The organism is Hyunsoonleella ulvae (genome assembly GCF_016827605.1).
GTDB classification, from domain to species: Bacteria; Bacteroidota; Bacteroidia; order Flavobacteriales; family Flavobacteriaceae; genus Jejuia; species Jejuia ulvae.
The window spans coordinates 140,071-163,789 of the sequence record NZ_JAEPJQ010000004.1 but is presented as its reverse complement, the minus strand read 5'-3'; the positions used below and the strand labels follow the sequence as shown (position 1 = coordinate 163,789).

The 23,719-nt window shown below is 34.6% G+C and carries 21 protein-coding genes; 13 read left to right on the top strand and 8 right to left on the bottom strand.

Annotated features, from left to right (window positions below; genetic code table 11):
• Positions 1-324: 324 nt before the first annotated feature.
• A complete protein-coding gene (locus tag JS605_RS11960) occupies positions 325-1,716 on the bottom strand; it encodes a fasciclin domain-containing protein (RefSeq protein WP_203257963.1) in 1,392 nt (463 codons plus the stop codon).
• A gap of 457 nt (positions 1,717-2,173) precedes the next feature.
• Entirely contained in the window at positions 2,174-3,577 is a 1,404-nt protein-coding gene (locus tag JS605_RS11955) for a fasciclin domain-containing protein (protein ID WP_203257962.1), read from the bottom strand.
• A 130-nt stretch (positions 3,578-3,707) separates the two neighbouring features.
• Between JS605_RS11955 and mnmA the strand changes: the two genes are divergently transcribed.
• The 3 genes from mnmA to JS605_RS11940 are packed head-to-tail and all read left to right on the top strand — an operon-like array spanning position 3,708 to position 7,469.
• A complete protein-coding gene (gene mnmA, locus JS605_RS11950; protein WP_203257961.1) occupies positions 3,708-4,895 on the top strand; it encodes a tRNA 2-thiouridine(34) synthase MnmA in 1,188 nt (395 codons plus the stop codon).
• A 25-nt stretch (positions 4,896-4,920) separates the two neighbouring features.
• Positions 4,921-6,528 (top strand): S8 family serine peptidase, encoded by a 1,608-nt coding sequence (locus JS605_RS11945; RefSeq protein ID WP_203257960.1) that lies wholly within the window; start codon positions 4,921-4,923, stop codon positions 6,526-6,528.
• Positions 6,528-7,469 carry an NAD(P)H-dependent flavin oxidoreductase gene (locus JS605_RS11940; RefSeq protein ID WP_203257959.1) on the top strand — a complete coding sequence of 314 codons (942 nt, stop codon included), beginning with the start codon at positions 6,528-6,530 and terminating at the stop codon, positions 7,467-7,469. Before JS605_RS11945 ends, JS605_RS11940 begins: the two co-directional genes overlap by 1 nt.
• Before the next feature lie 4 nt (positions 7,470-7,473).
• On the opposite strand, the gene JS605_RS11935 is transcribed toward JS605_RS11940, so the two are convergent.
• Positions 7,474-8,409, bottom strand: coding sequence for a TolB-like translocation protein (locus JS605_RS11935; protein WP_203257958.1), 936 nt, complete (start codon positions 8,407-8,409; stop codon positions 7,474-7,476).
• A gap of 326 nt (positions 8,410-8,735) precedes the next feature.
• On the opposite strand from JS605_RS11935, the gene JS605_RS11930 reads away from it, so the two are divergent.
• The 4 genes from JS605_RS11930 to JS605_RS11915 are packed head-to-tail and all read left to right on the top strand — an operon-like array spanning position 8,736 to position 11,423.
• Positions 8,736-10,106 carry an MATE family efflux transporter gene (locus tag JS605_RS11930; RefSeq protein WP_203257957.1) on the top strand — a complete coding sequence of 457 codons (1,371 nt, stop codon included), beginning with the start codon at positions 8,736-8,738 and terminating at the stop codon, positions 10,104-10,106.
• A 28-nt stretch (positions 10,107-10,134) separates the two neighbouring features.
• Positions 10,135-10,575: a hypothetical protein gene (locus JS605_RS11925; RefSeq protein ID WP_203257956.1), complete on the top strand. Its 441-nt coding sequence runs from the start codon at positions 10,135-10,137 to the stop codon at positions 10,573-10,575.
• A gap of 47 nt (positions 10,576-10,622) precedes the next feature.
• Complete coding sequence (locus JS605_RS11920) at positions 10,623-10,850, top strand: hypothetical protein (RefSeq protein ID WP_203257955.1); 228 nt, start codon at positions 10,623-10,625, stop codon at positions 10,848-10,850.
• Between the two features lie 3 nt (positions 10,851-10,853).
• Positions 10,854-11,423 carry a phosphatase PAP2 family protein gene (locus JS605_RS11915; protein WP_203257954.1) on the top strand — a complete coding sequence of 190 codons (570 nt, stop codon included), beginning with the start codon at positions 10,854-10,856 and terminating at the stop codon, positions 11,421-11,423.
• Here JS605_RS11915 and meaB read toward each other — a convergent pair.
• Positions 11,400-12,482, bottom strand: coding sequence for a methylmalonyl Co-A mutase-associated GTPase MeaB (gene meaB / locus JS605_RS11910; protein WP_317194152.1), 1,083 nt, complete (start codon positions 12,480-12,482; stop codon positions 11,400-11,402). The genes JS605_RS11915 and meaB overlap by 24 nt on opposite strands.
• A gap of 104 nt (positions 12,483-12,586) precedes the next feature.
• A complete protein-coding gene (locus tag JS605_RS11905; RefSeq protein ID WP_203257953.1) occupies positions 12,587-13,141 on the bottom strand; it encodes a DUF2911 domain-containing protein in 555 nt (184 codons plus the stop codon).
• Positions 13,142-13,385: 244 nt separating this feature from the next.
• Between JS605_RS11905 and JS605_RS11900 the strand changes: the two genes are divergently transcribed.
• From JS605_RS11900 to JS605_RS11875, 6 genes are all read left to right on the top strand, one after another.
• A complete protein-coding gene (locus JS605_RS11900) occupies positions 13,386-14,507 on the top strand; it encodes a DUF2891 domain-containing protein (RefSeq protein WP_203257952.1) in 1,122 nt (373 codons plus the stop codon).
• An 83-nt stretch (positions 14,508-14,590) separates the two neighbouring features.
• Positions 14,591-17,830 carry a S41 family peptidase gene (locus tag JS605_RS11895; RefSeq protein ID WP_203257951.1) on the top strand — a complete coding sequence of 1,080 codons (3,240 nt, stop codon included), beginning with the start codon at positions 14,591-14,593 and terminating at the stop codon, positions 17,828-17,830.
• A 27-nt stretch (positions 17,831-17,857) separates the two neighbouring features.
• The gene (locus tag JS605_RS11890; RefSeq protein WP_203257950.1) at positions 17,858-19,063 is read left to right on the top strand and encodes an Nramp family divalent metal transporter; all 1,206 of its coding nucleotides are present in this window, start codon (positions 17,858-17,860) and stop codon (positions 19,061-19,063) included.
• Positions 19,063-19,803: a 5-oxoprolinase subunit PxpA gene (gene pxpA / locus JS605_RS11885; protein ID WP_203257949.1), complete on the top strand. Its 741-nt coding sequence runs from the start codon at positions 19,063-19,065 to the stop codon at positions 19,801-19,803. The genes JS605_RS11890 and pxpA overlap by 1 nt, the downstream gene beginning before the upstream one ends.
• 2 nt (positions 19,804-19,805) lie before the next feature.
• Positions 19,806-20,537 (top strand): 5-oxoprolinase subunit PxpB, encoded by a 732-nt coding sequence (gene pxpB / locus JS605_RS11880; protein ID WP_203257948.1) that lies wholly within the window; start codon positions 19,806-19,808, stop codon positions 20,535-20,537.
• Positions 20,530-21,378: a 5-oxoprolinase subunit C family protein gene (locus JS605_RS11875; protein WP_203257947.1), complete on the top strand. Its 849-nt coding sequence runs from the start codon at positions 20,530-20,532 to the stop codon at positions 21,376-21,378. The genes pxpB and JS605_RS11875 overlap by 8 nt, the downstream gene beginning before the upstream one ends.
• Here JS605_RS11875 and deoC read toward each other — a convergent pair.
• The 3 genes from deoC to JS605_RS11860 form a co-directional block, all read right to left on the bottom strand.
• Positions 21,368-22,111, bottom strand: a complete 744-nt coding sequence (gene deoC, locus JS605_RS11870; protein WP_203257946.1) for a deoxyribose-phosphate aldolase — start codon at positions 22,109-22,111, stop codon at positions 21,368-21,370. The genes JS605_RS11875 and deoC overlap by 11 nt on opposite strands.
• Before the next feature lie 380 nt (positions 22,112-22,491).
• Positions 22,492-22,986 carry an acyl-CoA thioesterase gene (locus JS605_RS11865; RefSeq protein ID WP_203257945.1) on the bottom strand — a complete coding sequence of 165 codons (495 nt, stop codon included), beginning with the start codon at positions 22,984-22,986 and terminating at the stop codon, positions 22,492-22,494.
• Between the two features lie 49 nt (positions 22,987-23,035).
• Positions 23,036-23,632, bottom strand: a complete 597-nt coding sequence (locus tag JS605_RS11860) for a TetR/AcrR family transcriptional regulator (RefSeq protein ID WP_203257944.1) — start codon at positions 23,630-23,632, stop codon at positions 23,036-23,038.
• Positions 23,633-23,719: the final 87 nt, after the last annotated feature.

Below are 23,719 nucleotides of genomic sequence, written 5' to 3'. Positions count from 1 at the left end.
TTACCCTGTTGTTTGCATCGGTCAAGGTTGCACCACCTATGATATTTGCTGTTATATCCACCTTTTACTATTCTTTATTTTGTTTAACAAATTTACAAAAAAAATAAACAAAAATATAATAGTGTTGCTATAATCTTATTGAATAATATGTTAAAGTTTAACGTTTTGCTTTGTTTTACATCTCTTTTTAAACTATTAAACTTGTTTTCTTCAAGCGTATAACAATAAGAAAAAAGCCCCCTGATTTCTCAGGAGACTTTTTCAATAGGCATTTTATTAACTAATAAATTTAAAACTTGCCTATACTAAACAAACCAAACTAAATTATGGTGCTGCAGGTAGCAACACTTTATCTATAACATGCACTACACCATTGGTTGCATGAACATTTAATAAACTTGGAATTAATCCTGCTGCAGGATTGCTCATAGCAGCATCTTGTACTGTTAAAGCACTTACACTTATACCAACATTTTGATTATTCAGCATCTCTACGTCCCCATCAACTAAATCGCTAGAAAATACATAAGCACTAGCTTTTACTACGTGATGTGTTAAGATACCTGCTACAGCAGATGGCTCTGTGCTGTTTATAGTGGCTTCATCTAATCCAGCGGCTAAAAATGCAGCATCAGTAGGTGCAAATACAGTAAAAGGACCCGCTGTACCAAATGTATCTCCTAAGCCTGCTCTTTGTAGAGCAGCTGCTAATAGTGTAAATTCTCCTGGATTACCACCAGCAAACTCAGCAACGAGTTCATTAATGGTTTGTGTTGGTGGTATTAACGTTCTATCAATTACATGAACTACACCGTTAGAACCAGCTATATCTGTAGCTGTTACGGTTGTAGTTCCGTTTATGGTTACGTCCCCGCCAGCATTGGTTAAGTAAAAATTACCTCCAACAGCCTCTATTTCAGCAGAAGCACCAGCAGTTGTAGGTAAATCAGCAGCATTTACCGTTCCATCAATAACATGGTATAGTAAAACAGCATCAGCACCATTTACATCAGTAATACCTGCTGCCTCAAAAGCAGCATTAGTTGGAGCGAATAATGTAAGACCATTACCACTTGGACCATTTCCTAAAAGTACACTTAATAAATCTGCATTTGCATTTTGTACAGCAGCAATTAGAGTTGTAAAATCTTTATTAAAGTATGCAGGTGCAACTATAGTTCCAACTATTGGAGCTATTGATGGTGGTACCATTACACTATTTATAATGTGAGCTACTCCATTTGTTCCCAATGCATCAACCGCAATAATTTCTGCACCAGCAATAAAAAGACTACCATTGTCTGATGTTATGGTAGCGGTTTCTCCATTAACCATTTCTATGTCTCCTGGAGATACTAAATTTGAAGTTACAGTTGCTGAAGCTAGTACATGATATTCCAAAACGTTTCTCAATACGTCCTCAGGAATATCATCGATGCTATCCTGCCCAATTGCAGTTAGTAATGCAGCAAAAGCATCATTTGTAGGAGCAAAGACAGTAAATGTACCGTTTCCGCTTAAGGTATTTATCAAATCTGGATACTTAAGAAGCGCAGCTTCTAGGCTTGATAATTGTGGTGTAGCCTGAACAATTTCAACGAGATTATTTGTTGGAACAAATTCTACAGGATCATTATCATCATCACTGCATGAGAGTACAAAAATAGATGCTAAAAAAAGCACTATTAGTTTTTTTGTGGCTGTTAATGTTTTCATAGTATTTTTTATGATTTTAAATTTTGTTCAACAAAAGTATAAATAATTTAAACAAAAAAACAAATTTTGTTTCATAAAAAAATGGAAAAATTAAACAAAATTGATTTTTTATGCATTTCATCGATGTTTTTATTCGTAAAAACTCTTGTAAAATTATGTGTTAGTATGATTTTTGATACCTATGTTCTTAAAAGCCAAAAGTCTGTGTTAATCGGTTTTGAAAAATTCGTAAGGTCAATTAGTACAGTTGTTTAAACTATACAGAATTTTAACCTTTATACTAGAAGATAAAAGCTAAGTTTCAATATCGTAGTTTACTATTTTTATTGTATGGATAGCAGAATGATGAACTACCTAGTATATTTAATTTAGGAAAGTAAAGTTTAATTATACGGCTTGGTAATTTAAAATAGGTATTGGGATACTATTTGAATATAAATAATCCTAATTTATTGTGCTACTCTAAATTAGGAATTGCAACTTTATTCAAGACATGTATTACACCATTTCCCGCCTGTATGTCTACTTTTATAATACCCAAATCTGTGTTTCCAGAGCCATCGGTTACATCAGCAATATTGCTGTCTGTTCCTGGAAGTGTAATTATTAAATTATCACCTTCTAGAGTACTTACAGTAGAGGTTCCGTTTTGGGTAGATGTTCCTGAAGTTATATTTACCTCACTAGCCACATGGTGAAATAATACTTCGGTTAAGACGTCTTCTTCTGGTACTGTAATAGCATCAAAAGCCATGTTAGTTGGAGCAAAAATGGTAAACGGAGGGTTAATCATATCTCCATTATTAGTTTCTGTTCTAGATAAAATATCTACAAAAGGAGTTTCAGGCGTTAATGTTGTTAAAGCTGATACTAATGTAGAGAAATCAGGATCGGCTGTAGCAAATGTTACAACAGTTGGTATTGCCACTACTTCATCAACTATATGTATAATGCCGTTGGTAGCAACAATATCAGCTTCTTGAACTTTTGATATGCCATTAAAAACTAAGTCATCATTATCGTCTATTCTGTGATATAAACTTAAACTATTCGTATCTAAATAAGTACCCATAGATTTAGAGTAGGTGGGCCCCATTGCTGTAAAATCTGTAGATGCTAAATTATCATTTATAAAGTGATTTAATAATAGATTAGTAAGGGCATTTCCCGTTGGTACTTCAGGAATATTAAAAAATGCGTTGTTGTTTGGGGCTAAAAGGGTAAGATTATCTTCACTACTAAGTGTATTTACTAATTCTGTAGGTAATACTTCGGCCAAAGTGCTTAACTCGGCAGTTGCATTAGCTAAGGTGGCAATAGTAGGTAACTTTATCACACCATCTACAATGTGTATGACACCATTACTTGCTCTAAAATCAAAATTATTAATATCGATATTTACTTCTCCATTAATAATGAATCCTCCTGAAGAATCATCTATAAGCATACTAAGATTTAAATCTGAATTATCTTGGGTGGCTAAGGTTTTAATTGGAGATAAAAAAAGATCAGTTATTACGAATTGTCCATCAATTACATGGTTTAATAAAATATTTCGTAGTAGAACTACTGGTACATCAGCGATATTATTATAACTGTTTTCTTGTAAAAATCGTTCGAAGGCTTCATTAGTAGGGGCAAAAAATGTAAAAGGTCCTTCAATATCTAATGTTACTAGTAAACCAGTTCTGTCTAAAGCTTCGGTAAGTAGACTCAATCTTGAGTTAACAAAAACTAGTTCTGAAATTGTAGTTGGTGTAGGGACAGGCGGAATATCTGAACTATCCCTATCCTTCGTACAGGATAGCACTAAAAATAAAGTTAAAAAACAGCTAACGAATTTAGCATTTATTCTATTCATTTTCATTTTTCTTACAAAGATAAATAAATTAAACAAATACTGTTTTTTGTATTTAATGCGGTACTTGTGCTGGGCAATATAAGTTATTAGATTATGTATCTTTGTAGCCTTAAAACGGAGGGAAATTTAAATGAAACGTGTTGTAATTGGTCTTTCTGGGGGTGTAGATTCTAGCGTAGCAGCTTATCTATTAAAAGAGCAGGGTTATGAGGTTATTGGCTTATTTATGAAAAATTGGCATGATGATTCTGTAACCATATCTAATGAATGCCCGTGGTTGGATGATAGTAATGACGCCATGTTGGTTGCTAATAAGTTGAACATTCCTTTTCAAACTGTAGATTTAAGCGAGCAATACAAAGAACGTATTGTAGATTACATGTTTGATGAATATGAAAAGGGTAGAACACCAAATCCAGATGTGTTATGTAATCGAGAGATTAAATTCGATGTATTTATGGATATTGCTCTGGAGCTTGGAGCAGATTTTGTCGCTACTGGTCACTATTGCAGAAAAGGTATAACGGAAAAGGATGGTAAAGAGATTTATCAATTACTTTCTGGGGTAGATAATAATAAGGACCAGTCTTATTTTTTGTGCCAACTATCACAAGAACAACTGTCTAAAGCTTTGTTCCCAATTGGGGAGCTAACCAAGCCAGAGGTTAGGGAAATAGCGACAAAACAAGGTTTGGTAACTGCCGAAAAAAAAGATTCCCAAGGGCTTTGTTTTATTGGGAAAGTAAAATTACCCGATTTTTTACAACAACAACTTAAACCAAAGGAAGGTGTAATAGTAGAGATTCCAGAACATGCTACCATGTACGCGGGTAATGTAACACAGTTTGACTCTAAAGAGCAAGAGCTACAATATTTATCTAGAAAACTTGAATATAGTTTAGATACAGGTAAAGTTGTGGGAGCTCACCAAGGAGCGCATTACTTTACAAAAGGGCAACGTAAAGGTTTGGCTGTTGGGGGTACGCCAGAACCTCTTTTTGTTATTGAGACCAATGTAGAAGACAATATTATATACACGGGACAAGGTAAAAACCATCCTGGTCTTTTAAAGAAAGCACTTTTTATTTCTAATGAAGAATTACATTGGATACGTGAAGATTTAGCTCTAGCTGCTGGAAACACTATGCAGGTAGAAGCGCGTATTAGATACAGGCAGCCATTGCAGAAAGCTACCTTGCATAAAGTTGAAAAGGGACTCTACATTGAATTTGAGACATTACAATCCGCTATAACCGAAGGACAATTTGCTGCATGGTATATAAATGACGAACTTATAGGTTCAGGAGTTATTTCGTAACTTAGTGATTCCAAATCGTTTTGTTATGAAAAAGTTGTACCTGTTTTTACTGCTGTGCTTTGCGCATTTGGTTTTAGATGCACAAGAAGATGCTTGGGTGTTTTTTGCTGATAAAGAAAATGTGGCATCATCCATAGCAAACCCTACAACAATTCTTTCACAAAAAGCTATAGATAGAAAGCAAAAGCATGGTGTTTTGATTGATGCCCGAGATGTTCCAGTGAATGAAAACTACATTTCTCAAATAAAGAATGCTACTGGGATTACCGTTTTGGCTAAATCTAAATGGTTTAATGCTGTACATGTTAGAGGAAGCCAAGTAGATATTGAAGCTCTAGAAAGTCTAAATTTTGTTAGTGCTGTAGATTTTGCAAGTGATGATTTAAACCAGTCTAAAGTTTTAAACCAAAAACAAGAATCAAAATTGGAAGGCGTGCTAACAAATTTTAATTATGGTAATGCTGCAAATCAAATAGAAATGTTTAACGGAGATGCATTACATCTCCTTGATTACACTGGAGCAGGCATTACTATTGCGGTTTTAGATTCTGGTTTTCCTAATGTACATACAATAGGAGCTTTTCAAAGGGCTAGGGATAATGGGCTTATTCTAGGGACATACGATTTTGTAAACAGGGATAACGATGTTTACACTGGTACCACAAGTAATCATGGGAGCTTGGTGCTTAGCGATATGGTTGGATACATTGAAAATCAATTTGTAGGGACCGCTCCAGATGCCTCATACCATCTATTTATTACTGAAGATGCCACAAGCGAGACCCCTGTTGAGGAGAGCTACTGGGTTGAAGCAGCAGAACGAGCTGATAGCTTAGGTGTAGATATCATAAATACATCATTAGGATATTCAGATTTTGATGACACTAGATATGATTATGAACAATCTGATATGAACGGTAATACTGCGTTTATAACTAGAGGCGCTAATATTGCATTCGAGAAAGGGCTGTTGTTAGTCACTTCGGCAGGTAATTCAGGTAATTGGGGCGTTACGGCTCCTGCAGATTCGCCTAATGTACTGTCAATTGGAGCGGTTGATGAATCTGGTAATTACGTAAGTTTCAGTTCTGTCGGAACACAATACCAAACAACCCAAAAACCAGATGTGGTTGCCCAAGGCGGTTTAAGCTATGTAATTGCAGAAAATAATGTGATAGCCAGAGCTAACGGCACCTCATTTAGTGCGCCAATTTTAGCTGGAGGTATAGCATGTTTATGGCAGGCACTTCCAAATAAAACCAATGCGGAGATGATGCAATTGGTAAGGGAGTCAGCATCCCAGTATAGTGTACCAGATAATTTTTTAGGGTATGGTATACCCAATTTACAATCGGCTTTAGATGTAGCCCTTTCAAATGCATCGAATATGCAACAAGATTTAGATGTTAGTTTATACCCTAATCCTGTTAAAGATGTTCTCTATGTAAATTTTCCTTTAGATGACACCTCAGCTGTAGTTAGTATTTACAATGTACTGGGAAAAAAAATTAATACTTTTTTAGTCTCTGCTGAGAATAATAAAATTGATATATCTTCTATTGCCAACGGACTATATTTAGCAAAAATTGATATGAATAATGTGTCGAAAACGATAAAAATTATAAAACAATAATGCCAAATAGGATTACAGAACTCTTCAAAATTAAATATCCAATTATCCAAGCAGGTATGGTATGGAATAGTGGATGGCGATTAGCATCTGCAGCGAGTAATTCTGGAATTTTAGGTTTAATAGGGGCTGGTTCTATGTATCCTGAAATACTTAAAGAACACATTAGAAAATGCAAAAAAGCTACGGCATATCCATTTGGTGTAAATGTTCCCATGTTATATCCAGATATTGAAAAGATAATGGGTATTATTATAGAGGAAGATGTGAAAATTGTTTTTACATCTGCAGGAAATCCTAAAACTTGGACAAGATGGTTACAGGATAAAGGCGTAACTGTAGTACATGTTGTAAGTAGTGTTAAGTTTGCATTAAAAGCCCAAGAAGCTGGTGTTGATGCCATTGTAGTTGAAGGTTTTGAGGCTGGTGGGCATAATGGTAGAGATGAGACTACAACACTTACCTTATTGCCAATGGTAAAAGAACAGATTGAAGTTCCCTTAATAGCTGCTGGTGGTATAGCAACAGGAAGAGCAATGCTTGCATGTATGGTCTTGGGGGCTGATGGTGTACAAATTGGTAGTAGGTTTGTGGCCAGTGAAGAAAGTTCTGCTCATGAAGCCTTTAAAAAAGTTGTTGTAGAAGCGAAAGATGGGGATACACAGCTTACCTTGAAAGAACTAGCTCCAGTAAGGCTTATAAAAAATAAGTTTTACAATGATGTACAGGAATTATACAAAAAAGGCGCAACAGTAGAAGAATTGAAAACACTTTTGGGAAGAGCAAGGTCCAAAAAGGGTATGTTTGAAGGAGATTTGGATGAAGGTGAATTAGAAATTGGGCAGATATCTGGATTAATTCATGATGTTAAACCAGTAAAAACCATAGTTTCTGATATCATTGATGAGTTTGAGTTAGCTAAAACGGAAATTTCAAAATTGTAAAAGCTTATGGTTGGCTTTTAAAACCAATTTTATACAACCTACTCAACCCGTTATCGTATTTATAAAGTTCAGATAAGAAAGCCTCAGTAGTAAGAGGAGAATCAAATTCTACATTAGTGGCATCTCTTTTACTTGTAAAATAGAGTGTTTTATGCTTTGTGTCCACAAAAGGACAATAATCCATTTTGTCGGAATTTATGTTTTTACCCAAGTTTTTAGCTTCACTCCATCCGCTTTTTGTATGGTAACTAATGTATAAATCTCCGCTACCATAACCGTCTTCACGGTTATATCCGCCAAAAATAATATATGATTCATCAGGAGCAACAAATGCATTGTACTCATAACTAGTCGTGTTAATGCTATCTGATAGTGCTATTGCTTCAGAGTATGTCCCATCTAGTTTTTTACTTACATATATGTCATCTTTTCGTTTAAGCTCTGGATTATCTCTGGTAAAATAAAAATTACCATTATCTGCAACAGAAGGATAAAACTCGCCATGTTCAGTATTTATTGGTGTACCCATATTTACCGGGGAAGACCATTCATCATTTAAAGATGGTCTGGTAACATACCAAATATCAAAATCTTTTTTACCTTTTTTAGAGTTTGGCTTAGGTCTGGTAGAAACAAAATAAAGAGTGAGGCCATCTTTTGAGAAAAAAGGTTCTAAATCAAAATATTGTCCAGAAAAAGTAGTGATTTTAGGAAGGCTCCATGCATTGTTTTTTCTTTTTACTTCCACGATAGCAGATAGATTACCCATAATACTTTGTGCAGAGAACAAAACTTCATTACCATCTGGAGAAATTGCAATATCTCTTACATTAGGAAATTGCTTTACAATATTTGGTATAAATGGTTGAGGGTTTTGTTGCGCTTGGAAAACATTAATACTGCAAAATAACATGAACAGTAAAGGGAAACGTGCTTTCATAAAAATATGTTTTAATTGGAATAATGAAATATATAAAAAGCAACGGCTTGTTTTTCAGAAAGAAATGTTAATTAAAAAGGGGAAATCAAATTTCCCCTTTTATATTCAGAAACATCTTCATTAATTCTATAATCCCTAATCTAAAAATAAAATAAATGTTTCTACGTATTCATATTCTTTTACCCTAAAAAAAAAGAATAAGATTATTACGATTTCAAATGTATGAATATACTTCATTCTAAATAAGATTTTTTTAATATAATTTATTAACATTTGTTAATAAGATATAAATTGGGTATTGAAAATGTAAATTTTACTTTTGCATCATGCAAATAAAAAACTATACCAAAGAGTTTAAATACAATTGGAAATTAGCATCTCCTGTAATGCTAGGAATGTTAGGACATACTTTTGTGAGTTTTGTTGATAACATTATGGTAGGGCAGTTGGGAACCGCAGAATTAGCAGCTGTTTCATTAGGTAATAGTTTTATGTTTATAGCGATGTCGTTGGGTATAGGTTTTTCAACAGCAATAACACCGTTAATAGCAGAAGCTGATACCGCACGAAATTTTGAAATAGGGAAATCATACTTTAAACATGGTTTGTTTTTATGTACGGTGCTAGGAGTAATCTTATTTGGTATGGTAGTTTTAGCCAAACCGCTCATGTATTTTATGAAACAGCCTGTTGAGGTTGTAGAACTCGCCATTCCATATTTAGATTTGGTTGCGGTTTCATTAATACCATTAGTTATCTTTCAAGGGATTAAGCAATTTAGTGATGGTCTTTCTATGACTAAATATCCAATGTATGCTACTCTTATTGCTAACCTTGTAAATATAGTGTTGAACTATATATTGATTTTTGGAAAATTTGGGATGCCACAACTTGGAATAGTAGGTGCTGCATACGGCACATTGGTTTCAAGAATTATCATGGTAGCTTATTTATGGTTTTTATTGAAGAATAACCATAGCTCCATACGCTACGTTTCTAACATAAAGTTTTTTGTTCTGGAAACGTTAATGCTTAAAAAAGTATTCAATTTAGGTTTACCAAGTGCCATGCAGATGTTTTTTGAAGTAGCCATATTTACTGCGGCTATTTGGTTAAGTGGTTTGTTGGGTAAGAACCCGCAAGCTGCCAATCAAATTGCTTTAAATCTAGCCTCCATGACGTTTATGGTAGCTATGGGGTTGAGTGTTGCGGCAATGATTCGTGTTGGGAATCAAAAAGGATTAAAACGATATAGAGAGCTACGACGTATAGCATTTTCAATTTTTTTATTTGGTTTTATGTTAGCCGTGTGTTTTGCAATTTTATTTTTAATATTTCACAACCAATTGCCTAAATTGTATCTAGATCATGATGATATAGCAAATGCTATAGATAATACTGAAGTTCTTAAAATCGCTGCTAACTTGTTGTTGGTGGCATCTGTTTTTCAAATAAGTGATAGTATTCAGGTTATGGTATTAGGGGCATTAAGGGGGTTGCAAGACGTAAAAATCCCTATGTTGTTATTATTTGTGGCATATTGGGTAATAGGTTTTCCTGTGTCATGGTTTTTAGGAAAAGCAGATGCTTATGGTAGTATTGGTATTTGGATTGGATTATTAGCAGGATTAACAGCCGCAGCAATTTTGTTGTATATTCGATTTAATTATTTAACTAAAAAGTTAATTAACGCCTAATGCGTCTAATGATACAAAGTATAAATTTATGAAGCTATTACGTTCTATCGATAAAGTACTTGCAGGTTTTGGCAACATGAAGGCTATGAAACGAACACATGTAGATACATATACTGAAAACCTAATATCTAAAATTGAAGGAGAGAAAATTGCGGAATCGGAATATGGACAATTATTTGTGTCTTATCAAGATCTAGCAGGGTATAAATTTTTAAATGCTACGATTTTGAGTGGCACTAATATTAAAACCTACAAAGGCGCAAGTTTGGTATTTACTATCGGTAATAAAGAGGTTGTGTTATTGTCGGATACACAAGAAATCGAATCCGATTTTTCTAATGTTTCAAACAGGTGGATGACAAAGATTAGCTTTGTGATTTCTGATGATAATAGAAAAATGATAGGTTCTAAAACGTTTGAAAAGATATGTCTAAATTTCAAAAAAAGATCTTTACCTCTTCTAAACTAAGCAGAACTTGAAATTTTAATTATTTTAGACATTTCAAACTAAAATAAATGACACTTCCAAAATTCATATTAGGAGATAATACAGAGCATCCCAACGCTATTTTTGTGATTCATACTGAATTCCCGCGATTTATAATTAATCTTGAAAATGATGAGGTAGAATGGTTTGAGGATTTTGATGCTGAAGACCAAAAAGAACTAGCAGCAGAGACAGAAAATGCTATTAACCTAGCTACCGACTTTTATGATACTGAAATAGCAAAATATGAAGGATAGTTTATGATAGAGCAGCTTTTAGAATACGATACTGAGCTTTTTTTGTTTTTAAATAACCTTGGATCTGAAGCTTGGGATACCCTATGGTTAATAATAACAGATAAACTCACATTTATTCCCTTGTATGCTATTCTTTTATTTTTGCTCTATAAAAAGTTTGGAGTAAAATCTTTACTGGTTTTTGTAATTGTTGTGGCATTGATGATAACATTTACAGACCAAGTTACCAATATGTTTAAAAGGGGTTTTGAGCGACCAAGACCCTGCGGTGTTCCAGATTTGGCAGATCAATTACGTTTTATAGCTGTACGTTGTGGTAAATATGGGTTTTTCTCTGGACATTCATCAAATTCTATGGCAGCAGCTGTTTTTGCTGGTTTAGCTTTACGAACAGAATACAAAAATCTGATTTTTATATTGTTGTTTTGGAGTGCTGTTGTAGCCTATAGTCGTATTTATGTTGGTGTGCATTACCCTCTAGATATTGTTTGTGGCTTAACCTTTGGTGCTATTTCAGGTTTTTTATTTTATAAATTATCTCAATATTTGTTAAGACGATTTGTTAAGGCTTAAAATATATTCTGCAGCAATAAAAGGTGTGGTTTCATTATTTTCAACAAGTTTCAACTGATGTTCTAGAGCAGTTTTTATGTCTTCTCTATCAAAAAAGGCAGTTTTTAATTGATTTTCAATAGTTTGAATAAGCCAGTATTTACTTTGTTCATCTCTTTTTTCATTAAAGTAGTTATTGCCTTTTGTAAGCTTTATATACTCTAATATAAGTTGCCAAATATCAGTAATTCCTTCATTATGTATGGCACTGCATAAAGTTACTTTGGGAATCCAGCCAGATGCTTTATGGGGGTATAGATGCAATGCCCTGCTAAACTCAGTTTTAGCTAATTTTGCTGCCTTTTGGTTTTCGCCATCTGCTTTGTTGATAACAATAGCATCAGCCATTTCAATAATACCGCGCTTAATACCTTGTAATTCATCCCCGGCACCAGATAGCTTTAGTAATAAAAAGAAATCTACCATACTATGTACAGCAGTTTCGCTTTGGCCGACGCCTACAGTTTCAATTAAAATAATGTCAAAACCACAGGCTTCACATAAGATAATGGTTTCCCTTGTTTTTCTGGCTACTCCACCCAAAGCGATGCCAGAAGCAGTGGGGCGTATATAAGCGTTTTTATCTTTAACCAATGCTTCCATTCTAGTTTTATCTCCTAGAATACTGCCTTTTGTTACAGAACTACTCGGGTCTATGGCTAAAACCGCAACGCGTTTTTCTTGTGCAGTTAGATGTTTCCCGAAAGCTTCAATGAAAGTGCTTTTACCTACACCAGGAACTCCAGTTATGCCAATTCTAACAGAATTGTTAGAATGAGGTAAACACTGTTTTAAAATATCATGTGCTTGTTGTTGGTGTTTGGGGTTGGTACTCTCTATCAGGGTAATAGCTCTACTTAAATCGGTGGTATTTTGATTTAATATACCTTTCACTAGTGCATTAGCATCTAAAGTTTTTGTGCGTTTCGATTTAAACTGGGACATTGAAGTAGGGTTAATCGTTTCAGGATTAGAAACGCCATCAGTTTGTTTTAAAGCTGTCTTTTTTTTGTTTCCCACAAGTTAAAAGTATGTGTCCCTAAGATAGTATTTTATTTAGATTTTAGTGTTTGCTAAATGACAATTTAATTAGGAAACTGTTATAATATGTGAGCGTTTTTTAGCTACCGTAAAGGCACTTTAATACGCACATCGTCCCAAGCCATAGTCATGAATAGTTTGTCTGTAGAATTGTCAAAAGCTATAGTGAACTGTTCCACGGTGGTTTCTAAGTTTTCTACAGTTGCAGTGTAATTTATAACATCAAATTCTGGCTCTCTTAGGGGTTCATGAGTTACATGGTCTACACCCCATGGGTATTGTTTTGTGTTAAAAATAACAGTCCAAGCCGTGTCGTTTGGTATTGTCCAAAGTGTATATTTACCAGCTTGTATGTAGCCTTTACCTATTTTAAGGGGCTTATTGGTTTCAAAAGTTGTGGCTTCATTGGCTCCGGTGCGCCATACTTCATTGTAAGGTACTAATGCGCCAAAAATCTCTCTGCCTCGTTTAGAAGGGCGGTTGTAAAACACATTAAGTTTTAAGTCGTCAACTTTAAAAGCTACATTTTTCTTCGGGCTTTTTCGTTTTTGCAATCCATCATTTAAATACGAGTAAGCAAAAATAAATGCCACTGCAATACATAATAAAAAAATAATACGCTTTAGGAAAGTGTTCATGTACGAGGGGTTTAAAAAAACAAAGATACTTTATAGCTTAGTATCAGTAAAGTAGAACGTTGAATTATTTGGGATTGTTGTGTCTTTACATATATTCATTTTGTGAGAATATAAACAAAACAAAAAATCATGTCAAAAAATAAGAAATTGTTAAGAGCGTAAACAGCTAAAGGTATTACCTAGTATAACTATCAAGTTAAATTGTAGTTAACATCTAAATTTTAAGAATCCCTATCTTTGGCACATGAAAGCATTTACCATATTGTTATTGGCTTCGGTATTATTGAGCTGTAATACTACGAAAAAGGAAACCGCCCCAGACAAAACATCATCTGCAAATTCTGGGATAAGTACAGAAGTTCCAGGGTTAAATTTAGAAGAAGCTAACAAGCTGGCAGAATTGCCGCTGGCTTGCATTAATGTAGAATACCCCAATAAATTATCACAAACCTTAGGAGGAGATGAAGATTTAAAACCCCCCGTAGTATTACATCCTGCGTTTTATGGTTGTTTTGATTGGCACTCATCGGTTCATGGGCACTGGAGTTTGGTAAGTTTGCTAAAATCTTTTCCAAACCTTAAGAATTCAAAAGCGATAAAGCAACAGTTGCTTAATAACATTTCAAAAGAAAATATAGAAGCAGAGGTAGCTTATTTTCTAGGTAAACATAACACATCATACGAGCGTACCTATGGCTGGGCATGGTTGCTAAAATTAGCTGAAGCATTACACACTTGGGATGATGAAACAGCAAGACAGCTTGAGGTAAATTTACAACCACTTACCAATTTAATTGCTAATAAGTATATAGAATATCTGCCAAAGTTAAATTATGCATTGCGAGTGGGTACACATACCAATACTGCATTTGGTTTATCTTTTGCTTACGATTATGCAGAAACTGTTGGAGATACAGACTTACAAAAGGCCATAAAAAACAAGGCATTGTATTTCTTTAAAGAAGATAAAGAATGTCCGATATCATGGGAACCCAGCGGTAGTGATTTTTTATCGCCATGTCTGGAAGAGGCAGCGTTAATGAAGCGTTTATTGCCTTTGGAGGATTATAAAATTTGGTTGGAGGAATTTTTACCACAATTGAAAAACGAAAATTTTAATATTGAGGTTGGATTGGTCTCAGATAGAACAGATGGACATATGGTACATCTGGATGGTGTTAATTTTTCAAGAGCTTGGAATCTATACAAGATCGCTGAAGACTTACCAGATTATACACATTTAAAAAAAGTTGCAAATCAACATGTTAACTATTCATTGCCGAATATTTTTAACGATGATTATATGGGAGGGCATTGGTTAGGCAGTTTTGCTATTTATGCTTTGAATGTATCCAACCAAAATTAATTAATGTTAAACATATTTTAATTTGTCCGTATCCAAGAAGTCGAAGTTTTATTTTTACGCCAATAACTAAAATAGCCTGTAAAATGAAATTTCACTCAATGCTTTTAGCTGTAGTTGCGTGTGTTTTTGTAAACTTCTCGATAGCTCAAAATCCTTTAATTAATTTTCCAGCGATCAGTCCTGATGGGCAAACTATTGCGTTTAACTATCAAGGTGATATCTGGACGAGTGCGATTAACGGTAATAACCCTAAACGATTAACGGTACATGAAGCTTACGATACAAAACCAATGTGGAGTGCTGATGGTAACCACATAGCTTTTATTAGTGAAAGATTTGGTAATTATGATGTTTATGTGATGTCTGCAAAAGGTGGTACGCCTAAACGATTAACTTACCATTCTACTAATGATATTATTACTGATTTTACACCAGACGGGGACATATTATTTTCCACAAGGCGAAACTTTGTGCAAGTAGAGCGTGAATATGAAACCCACATTATAAGTAAGCGCGGTGGTACGCCAAAGCGATATTTAGATGCCACAGGTTTTGATGCAGTAGCATCACCTAACGGGAAATTCGTGGCGTTTGTTAAAGGAAGTTGTAGGTTAGAACGTGAAGCATACAAAGGGCCTGCCAATAGGGATGTTTGGTTGTATGATATTAAAAATGATACATACACACAACTTACAGATTATGATGGTAACGATTTTTATCCACAATGGGGGGATGATAATACTATTTATTTTCAATCTTCAAGAACAGGCAAATACAACGTCCATAAATTAACAATAGGTAATAATGGAGCAAAGCAGGGTGTTATTTCCCAGATTACTAATTTCTCTGATATGGGTATTTTTTCATTTCAAGTTAGCAGAAATGGTACCGATGTGATAACCGCCCAAGGTAATCGTATTTACGTTGTAAATGCCAACACCAAAGCTCAAAAAGAGATTAATATAGATATTGCTTCAGATTACAGGTTTGATCCTGTTGTACATAAAACATATGGTAATAATGTTGGCGATATTGCAGTCTCACCAAACGGAAACTATGCAGCTATAAACATTAGAGGAGAAATTTTTATACGTGAAACTTCAAAAGATAAAAAGCGCACGGTTAATTTAACACGTTCTTCATTCCGTGATACAAATGCAACATGGTTAAATGATAGCACATTGTTGTTTATTTCTGATAGAGATGGGCAAAAAGATATGTACATGGTAAAATCAGATAATGTGAATGAATCAAACTTGTTCAAAACATTAAAACACAAGATAGAACGTATTACCAAGTCCTCAGATAATGAAAATAATTTAGTGTTATCCCCAGATGGACAGTCCATAGCCTATATTGTTGGCAGGGGTAAACTTGTGGTGGCTAATATAGACGGTAAAGGAAAAATGTCTAACAAAAAAACGTTGTTAGATGGTTGGGCTACTCCGAGTAGTGTGTCTTGGTCGCCCGATTCTAAGTGGCTAGCTTACAGTTTAAGTAATTTAGATTTTAATTCTGAAATATACATTCACAAGGCGGATAATTCTGTAAAGCCAGTGAATATTTCCATGCATCCAAAACAAGATAGGAGGCCAGTTTGGAGTCCTGATGGTAAAAAACTCATGTTCTCTTCAAATAGAAATAATAGTGATTATGATGTATGGTTTACTTGGCTTAATAAGGCAGATTGGGAGAAAACATCTCAAGATTGGGAAGAAGATGTAGAAGATGACACATCCAAATCTAAAGATAAAAAGGGCAATAAAAAAGAGGATAATAACAAAAAAGATAAGAAGCAGCCTGTGGTGCCCGTAGTAATAGATTTTGATGATATTCATGAACGTCAAGTTCAGGTAACCTCGTACGTGGGAGGAGAGTTTGGGCAATTGTTTTCAAAAGACTCTAAAACCATATACTATACCACAGGTAATGGTAGTAGGGGGGATGCAAGTACAGAGTCTGATCTATTCAAGATAAAGTGGAATGGTAAGGATAAAAAAGCGTTGACTTCAAAAAATACAAATCCCTCCAACATCACAGTGAATAAAAAACGGTCCAAAATTTATATGACTAAGAACGGAAGTTTGGCTAGTCTTAACATGTCCAACGACAAAATAGAGTCGCTACCATTTTCTGCGAAGTTAGATATTGACTATAATTTGGAAACCCAGCAAATATTTAATGAAGCCTGGAAAGCCATAAATGATGGTTTTTATGATCCTAATTTCCATGGTCAGAATTGGAGTAGCTTAAGAGAAAAGTATGAACCCTTAGCCTTAAATGCCTCAACAAGAACCGATTTTCAAACCATGTTTAATTGGATGCTTGGGCAGATTAACGCTAGCCACATGGGGCTATACCGTGTGGAAACTAGGGAGGATTTACAACAAGAACGTACAGGTTTGTTGGGTGTAGAATTTGAGCCAACATCTAATGGTAATTTAAAAGTAACTTCTATTGTCCCTGCCATGCCTGCGAACCGAAGTGTAAGTCTAATTAATGTAGGAGATATAATTACAACAGTAAACGGAAATGATTTAGATAAATCTACTAATGTTTATGAATTTTTGGAAGGTACCGCTAATGAAAAAATTTATTTAGAAGTTGATAGAGGCGGTGTTTCTAAAGAAATAGTTATTCGGCCAAAATCCAGTAATCGTACAGAGAATTATAATGCCTGGGTAAAAGAACGAAAGCGCTTAACGGATAAATATTCAAATGGCAGATTGGGCTACATTCATATCCAAGGGATGAACTGGACGAGCTTTGAGCGTTTTGAGCGTGAATTAACAGCCGCGGGATTAGGCAAAGAAGGTATTGTAATAGATGTTAGGTTTAATGGAGGAGGCTGGACAACCGATTATTTAATGGCGGTGCTTAATGTAAAGCAACATGCTTATACGGTACCAAGGGGAGCTGTTAAAAATTTAGAACAAGAACATACTAAGTTTATCAATCATTATCCTTACAGTGAGCGTTTACCGTTGGCATCTTGGACTAAGCCGTCCATTGCCTTGTGTAACGAAAATAGTTATTCTAATGCTGAAATATTTTCACATGCTTATAAAGCTTTGGATATTGGTACTTTGGTGGGCGTACCAACATTTGGAGCTGTAATTTCTACAGGAGGTTTAGGATTGATTGATGGTTCTTATATAAGAATGCCGTTTAGAGGTTGGTATGTAAAGGAAACAAAATCTAATATGGAATTGGGGCCAGCAGTTCCAGATATTGTAGTGTATAACAACCCTGATGACAAAGCCAAACACAAAGACACGCAACTTAAAAAAGCAGTAGATGAATTATTAAGTCAATTAAAATAGTATCTTAGTTAGAAGAACTATTTTAACATGAAAAATTTTTTTAAAAACATTGGTCCTGGGCCCTTGGTAGCAGCCGCTTTCATCGGCCCAGGAACGGTTACTGTCTGTACCATTGCTGGTGCACAGTTTGGCTTTAGCCTCCTTTGGGCTATGGTGCTATCAGTTGGAGCTACAATTGTTTTTCAAGAAATGACTGCGCGTCTTGGTTTAGTATCCCAAAGAGGTTTGGCAGAAGTAGTAACGTCTCAAATACAATCCCCCTTTTTTAAGTATGTGGTTATTATTCTAGTAATTTCTGCAATTGTAGTGGGTAATGCTGCTTACGAAGGAGGAAATATTAGTGGAGGTGTTCTTGGGTTGGAAACACTTTGTGGAGCTAGTAAAACTACGTTTAGTATATTAATTGGTGTAATTGCATTTGTTCTACTTTACTTAGGGAATTATAAAGTTATTGAACGCGCATTGGTTTTTCTGGTAATTCTCATGAGTTTGGCATTTTTAACCACTGCTATAATGACTAAACCCAATATTTCTGAAATATTTAAAGGTGCTTTTTTACCAAGATTCCCAGAGGGTAGCATGCTTCTTATTGTAGGATTGATAGGTACAACAGTTGTGCCTTATAATTTGTTTTTACATGCCTCGTTAGTTAGGGAAAAGTGGCATACTATTGATGATTTAAAATATGCCAGAAAGGATACGTTTATAGCAATTGCTTTAGGAGGGGTAGTATCTATGAGTATTATTGTTTGTGGAGCAGCTATTCAAAACTTAGAGGTAAAAGATGCTGCTGATTTAGCACTTGGATTAGAACCTCTGTTTGGAAGTTTTTCAAAATATTTTTTAGCTATCGGGCTATTTTCTGCAGGTATAACAAGTGCTATAACCGCGCCATTAGCGGCTGCATATGTGGCTTCAGGGTGTTTTGGTTGGAATACCAATTTAAAGTCTGTAAAATTTAGAGGTGTTTGGATGTTAATTTTGATTTTAGGTGTAGTTATAGCATCATCCGGATATAAGCCAATACAAATTATTAAATTTGCTCAAGTAGCCAATGGTATACTATTACCTATTATTTCTGGGCTTTTGCTGTGGATAATGAACAGAAAAGCATTGCTAGGAGTGCATAGAAATTCAGTTGTGAATAATATTTTAGGAGGATGTATAGTTTTGGTTAGTTTGCTCTTGGCCCTAGCAGGTATTAATAAAGTATTCAATTTTGGTTTGTTCTAATGAGGACGTTTTCTATAGATATTAATGCAGATCTAGGCGAGGGTATTGGTAACGAAGCTCAATTAATGCCTCTAATTTCTTCTTGTAATATTGCTTGTGGAGGGCATGCAGGAGATGAGGGTACCATGAGGGAAGTAGTAAAACTAGCAAAGGCTTATAAGGTTAAAATAGGTGCGCATCCTTCTTTTCCCGATCCTGAAAACTTTGGACGGCTCCCCATGGATATGACTTGCGCAGCACTATTTAAATCAATAAAAGATCAGGTTGATACATTAGTTAAAATAATTGATGAGGAACATACAGTGTTACATCATGTAAAACCTCACGGCGCATTGTATAATGGTGCAGTGAAAAATGAAAGAATTGCCAATGTAATCATTGAGTTGATGAAGAGCATGCATTTACCCGTATACCTGTATGTGCCATACAAATCGGTAATAGCAAGTTTAGCAAAAGAGAATAACATTCCTATAATCTATGAAGCTTTTGCAGATAGAAGATATAATGATGATTTAACCCTGCTTTCAAGAACAAAAAGTAATGCAGTATTTCATGATGAAGATGAAGTATTTCATCATGTTTACAACATGATTTCTGAGAATAAAGTAAAGACGATTTCTGGCAAAGCTTTAGAGATAAAGGCCCATACATTTTGTATTCATGGCGATAACCCTAAAGCCGTAGCATTGGTACGTCGATTAAAGTATAATTTGGAGTCTAAAGGGGTTATTATTCTTTAATTATGTCATACCAATTAAAATATAAACCTTTTGGTATATCTTCTATACTTATTGAATGGCCACAATATATTGAAAGGGCTATTCTAGATGATATTATATCATTTAAGCAGAAAATAGAACATTCTGAAGTGTTTTCTTTACGGTTCACGAATCATGCTTACACATCATTGCTGTTAAATTTTAATACTGAGGCTTTTGATTTTACTTCTGTTGTGGAAAAGCTTGATATGTTGTATCAGCAATCCAATGTAAATCTAAATACAACCAGTACTTTATGGAAAATACCTGTGTGTTACGACGAGAGTTTTGGTATTGATCTAGAAGACATGTCAAAGGAGAAGAATATTGAAATAGAGGAGATTGTTAAGCGACATACGGCACCTGTGTATACTGTTTTTTTTGTTGGATTCCTCCCGGGGTTCCTGTATTTAGGCGGATTGGATGCATCTCTTTTCTCTCCAAGGCGATCATCGCCCAGATTGAGAATTCCAGAGGGTTCTGTAGCAATTGGAGGTGGGCAAACAGGAATATATCCATCAGAAAGCCCTGGAGGTTGGCATATTATTGGCAATTCCCCTGTAACCTTTTTTGATGCTTCAAAACACCCCCCTTGTTTTTCCAAAGCAGGAGATCGTCTTCAATTTTATTCCATTTCATTAAAAGAGTATAGCGATATTAAAACTTTGGCTGAAGCCGGGGTATACCAATTAGAAAGAGAGGAGATAGATGGTTAAGGTATTGCGTTCGGGAGTTTACACCACGGTACAGGATTTAGGAAGGGTTGATTACCAGTCTTTTGGAGTACCACAATCTGGAGTTATGGATACAAGGGCAGCAAAGCTGGCGAATGCGTTAGTGGGTAATAATGAGGGCGAAGCAGTTTTAGAAATAACGATGAGTGGGCCGGCGCTAGAGTTTCAAATAGATACAATAATAGCGATAACAGGAGCGGATTTAAATCCGACATTAAATACCATAAAAGTTTCTAATAACCATGTGATTACAGTAAGAAAGGGTGATGTTTTAAGTTTTGGGACATTGGTTTCAGGTTTTCGTAGTTACCTTGCTGTTTTAGGTGGTTTCCAAACAAAAGTTATTTTAGGTAGCAAAAGTATGTACAAGTGCGTAACGCTACAATCTACCATAAAAAAGGGCGATTTTTTTAAGGTTAACAATAATAATGTTACACATCAAAATCATTTTTCAGGATTAAAGGTTGACAATTCTTATTTAGAATCTAAAACACTAGATGTTTTAATGGGGCCTGAATTTGATAATTTGACAGAGAGGCAAAAAGAAATCTTGTTTTCAAAACCGTTTAAGATCTCAAAAGATAACAACAGGATGGCTTATCAGCTTGAAGAACATCTTGAAAATGATTTTCCCCCAATAATTACATCTCCAGTACTTCCCGGTACTGTGCAATTAACACCTTCAGGTAAAATTATTGTTTTAATGAGAGATTGTCAAACTACAGGGGGTTATCCCAGAATATTGCAACTAACAGAGTTAGCCATAAATATACTAGCACAGAAGTATACAGGAAATTATATTGATTTTACTCTTAAAGGTTAACCCTTATATCTTTTAGAACATCTAATGAAACTTCACTCTTTTGGGAAGTTTCCATATAGCGTCTGTATATTTTAGAATTTCTTTTTTGTAAGGTGTCTTTTTCTGGTTTTAAAACGGTAGAAGTACCAATTCTATCGGCTCCAGATTCTAGATATTTTACAGCAGTTTCAAAATCACTTACCCCACCAGAAGCTTTTATTTGTGCTCTGTCTTTTACGGTTTTTTTCATGATTTTAACTGCGGTAAATGTAGCACCACCAGAAGCAAATCCGGTGGAGGTTTTAACAAAATCTGCATTGGCATCAACTGCTATTTCACATGCCTTTACAATTTCATTTTTATTTAGCTCAGAAATTTCTATAATTACTTTCAAGGTTACATCTCCAACAGCTCGTTTTACATCAGAGATATCCCTTAAAACAGAAACATAATTTCTACTTTTTAGATAGCCTAAATTTATAACCATATCTATTTCATCAGCACCGTCCTCAATAGCATGTAACGCTTCAGATATTTTACTTTGGGTAGATGCAGCACCTAAAGGAAAACCAACTACGGTACATACTTTTACATCAGTATCCATTAAGAGCTCTTTTGCTAATTTTACATAAGAGCCGTTTACGCATACAGAAAAATAGCTATTTGCCTTAGCTATCTTACATAGATTAATAATGTCTCTTTCAGTTGCCGTTGGCTTTAAAAATGTGAAGTCGATATAGTTTGATAAATTCATAAAATAAAAGTAGGTTGCCTTTAAACATTAATAAATTTTACTGTTCTTACTAGGGCAATAAGAGCACTGTGAAATTAAAAATTTAAGATATAACGGAGGGATACCGTTTTACATTTTTATCAACAGATTAATAAACATTAAAAGTAAACAAATATTACATAGAGGGATATTTTTTATGATAATATTCGATGAAAGGAAGCGCAATTAAGTTTTTGGACTTTTAATCTAAAAGAATTCCTAAACACTTAGCGTCAGGATTTCCTTTAGAACTGTTATTCTCATCTAAATAGAGCTGCATTTTTACTCTAAAGTCAAAATGAATTAGAGAAATGTCCCAGTGGGTTTGTTTTCGGGGGCTTTAAAGAGGTTTTAACTTTATCTTAATTTGTGTGTAATCGTACAGATTTAAAGTGTTTAATGCGCGCTTCAAAGGTGGTTTCTGGTAGTGGATGATGTACGTCTTCAAAAATTTTCATGAAGTCTTGAGAATGTTTTTCTCTCTTCTGTTCTAATAAGTTAAAGTGTACAAAACTACACCATATTACAGACTTAAGAGAGGTTTTATCCTCGTTAAACATGCGCATTTCTACGAATAATTCACTGTCGTTATATCCAAAAAGTTGCGATTCAATAGTAACGGTCTCCATTAGAAATGCCGGTTTTAAATACACGATTTGGTTGCTACCCGATACCCAACTTTTCCCTGTAGTTTTTGCTATTTTATAGATATCAAAACCATAGTGTTCTATGAGCATGTCTTCCCTGTGATTCATAAAATAATCTATGTAATTACCATTGTTTAAATGGTTGAAAGGATCACAATGCTGAAATCTAATTTTAGTTTTGCTTTGTAGTACTTTTGGTAGTGAACTCATTTTTTGATTGTTTTAATATACTAATTGGTATATTTTGTGATAAAAATTTTTATTTTTTTAGTTCTTTGTAAATAATCTGGTCTAGATAATTCATGGCATCTTTCATGTAGAATTCATCATTCATGGTGTTGGTCATAAATATAGCTCCTTGAATAATTGTGTCTATGCGTTTGGCGTAAATCATAGCATTGATATTCGATGATATTTCATTAGCCTCGATACCATTTTCAATAATTGTACATAAACTATCTTGAATACGCTGGATCACATCTCTTACCTTAACGAGTAATTCCGAATTACTATTATTGGCGTCAACACCAATATTTAATACTGGGCAACCTCCTAGTTTTTTACTAAAAGTATGATAGTTTCTATAAAAATCAGTGATAAGAAATAACTTCTGAATTGGAGAATCACTTAGCTTTAAATGTTCTGATAATGGCTGCATTAAGCATTTTACCATATACTTAAAACAGGAAAAGGACAAGTCTTCCTTATTTTTAAAATTACCATAAATGGCACCTTTGGTTAAACCAGTGGCATTTGTAATGTCAGATAGTGAAGTGGCTGCGTAACCATTTTTGTTAAAAATGGGGGCAGAAACTTTAATAATATGCTGTTTTGTAAGTTCTGATTTTGTGATCATCGTTTAGCAAATATAATAAAATATACCGTTTGGTATATTTTTTATCGAAAAAAAAGCAACATTTGCCAAAAACTGACTCCTGTTGCT